Raw genomic sequence first — 2,392 nt, forward strand, 5'->3', positions numbered from 1 at the left:
GACCAGTTCTGAGACCGTAAAGGATATATCCCAAATACGGTACAAACAGGAGGAACTCAATAAAGCACAGGACAACCACTTCAGAGAGCAAAACATTGGACTTAACGAAGTAAAACAGAAAGTAAGTACGGCGCTCTTAATTCCGAAATGGTTCCTTATTATGATATTGGCGATACCAATACTTTCCATCTCTACATTGGGCTTTCTAGGCTATCAGGTGCGACAGTTCGAGGAAGAAAAGGGAAAAGCCTTCCAGGAGGGAAAAACAACTATTTCAAAACAATTTAATACGTATTTCCGTGAACATCCAGAAGTCTACAAGGGATTTCTGATTTGGACGGAAAAAGAGAAAGAGCCGAATCCAAAGTAGGTTGCGCCCTGTGCTGTTTTTGCTATACGTTTATCTGCCTGAACACTACAAAAACAGCACAGGATCCAGGCGCAAAGTTCTTGGGTAAGATTTGGGATACTTTCTATTATAATGGATTTCTAACCAAACAATATGCTTTTTAACGAAAATTTCATAGTGGTTTTTTTTACAGAGCACAAAATCTCCGTCTTATTGGAATAAAATAAAAACGATAAGGAGCTAGGAAACAATTAGGTCATTGGCATCATCCAACACAGAATTTTCAAAACTCTTTAAGTAAATTTCAGTGGTTTTAACAGAATGATGCCCCAGGCCTTCACTAATAATTTCAGAGGAAATACCCATGTTTTTGGCGATAGTGGCCCAAGAATGACGGATGTAGTAGGAGGTTATCTTTTCTTCGATCCCAGCATCTTCAGCAATTACCTTGCATAATTTGTTAACCAACTTTCTATCGTATACATACTTTGAGAACGTTTCAACGGACCCATTATAACCAATGGGGAAAATAAAATCGTTAGGGCTCTTCCCTTTTGTATAATTTTTTAAGATTGTAGCAAATTCTTCTGTTATTTTAACCGATAAAGGATCCCCTGTTTTGCTTCTTCCATAAAAGATTCGATTTTCCCCGATATCTTTGAACCGCAATTTTGCGAGATCGATTAAGTTCATACCCCTACAATTGAACATACACAATAGATAATTTTGGGTGTGCCAAAGGTTGGAACCTTTCTTGTATTTTAAATTTCTAATGCTGACTATACTTTCCTTGGAGAGGGCCTTCTTCTTGGTACGTCGGGTTGTTGGTATTCTGTAATGATTAAATGGGTTTTTGATCGGGACGTACCTATCCTCCTTTATTGCACTGTTGTATATTGCCCTTACCCCACGCATATAGGCACTTATTCCGTTATTAGAATTTCCTTTTGCCTTATGTAACAATTCAAACTCCTTTAGAAATGTCACGTTAAGGCGATAGAGTTTAATAGGAGCGCCTTTATTGAATTTTACAAATGCGGCTATTGAATTCTTATACCATTTTGCCGTACCAGGCTTTCCTTCCCTCAATTTACGATCAATCAATACTTGTCCCCATTCTGACAACGATATTTCATTGGAAAGATTCTTTTTTAAGTCGGAGTCTAACTTCTTGTCCCAGGATTCCTTAATGTTTTCTATTAGGACATCAATGGTTATCTCATTAATAACTTTACCAAGTTTATCTATTATCGATTTGGCCGAGTATAATTTTTCGTTCAGCTCTTTATTTATTTCATCGCAATCCTGCTCTCTATTAGCAATTGCTGATTTCTTAAATGCCATGTTTTTCTCATCCCATCCGTCACTGGAAGTAAAAAAGGGAAGTCGGACAATTCTTTGCTTCTTATGAAACACACGCAAGGCAATCGGGAATAATCCTTCCGCATTTTTTGAGTTCGAACGTACGTCTAATATTAATCTTGCGCGTGCCATATTCCAGAGGTTTCTACTGTAAGATAATCAAAATTGTGCATACTTTGTGCATAGTTTTAGATGAAATCATATGATGTTATATGACATCATATAAGTGTAATCATCTGAAAGCCAAGTGTATAGTGAGCTATAGGAAGCTAAAGGAAACGAAAAATGGAGTCTTACAAGCAGGGGGTCACTGGTTCGAATCCAGTAGGGCCCACAGTAACAAACAAAAGGCTTCCAAGAAATTGGGAGCCTTTTTTGTTTTAGGTGGGTATAGCATTGGTCTGATAAATTACTCTCTATTAATTATTTGTTTTTGTGCTATTCTTGTTGAAGCTTTCTATATGACCATAAGTAAATGAAAGTTGATTCTCCAATCTCAGTAGAATATCTTTAGATATCGTTCTATTGCTGAAGGGATCTACTTTAATATTTTCCTGAATCTCTTCCTTGTTTCTCCCATATTTATAGATTAACGACAATTTTTGCATAAACATTACAATTGGTCATGATCCTTTATAGTATTAGGTGAAATCGCCTTTTATATCTAATTGGATTTTTGGG

The 2,392-nt window shown here is 36.6% G+C and carries 3 protein-coding genes; 1 reads left to right on the forward strand and 2 read right to left on the reverse strand.

The genetic code is table 11. From position 1 onward, the window contains the following. Positions 1–370 (forward strand): hypothetical protein (locus G466_RS24175; RefSeq protein WP_034236207.1); only part of this gene is annotated, 370 nt, incomplete at its 5' end. 219 nt (positions 371–589) lie between these two features. On the opposite strand, the gene G466_RS22755 is transcribed toward G466_RS24175, so the two are convergent. Beyond that, a complete protein-coding gene (locus G466_RS22755; RefSeq protein WP_051315785.1) occupies positions 590–1,843 on the reverse strand; it encodes a tyrosine-type recombinase/integrase in 1,254 nt (417 codons plus the stop codon). 287 nt (positions 1,844–2,130) lie between these two features. Then, the gene (locus tag G466_RS24025; RefSeq protein ID WP_157374047.1) at positions 2,131–2,319 is read right to left on the reverse strand and encodes a hypothetical protein; all 189 of its coding nucleotides are present in this window, start codon (positions 2,317–2,319) and stop codon (positions 2,131–2,133) included. Positions 2,320–2,392: the final 73 nt, after the last annotated feature.

This window comes from Arenibacter certesii DSM 19833 (assembly GCF_000429545.1).
Taxonomy (GTDB): domain Bacteria; phylum Bacteroidota; class Bacteroidia; order Flavobacteriales; family Flavobacteriaceae; genus Arenibacter; species Arenibacter certesii.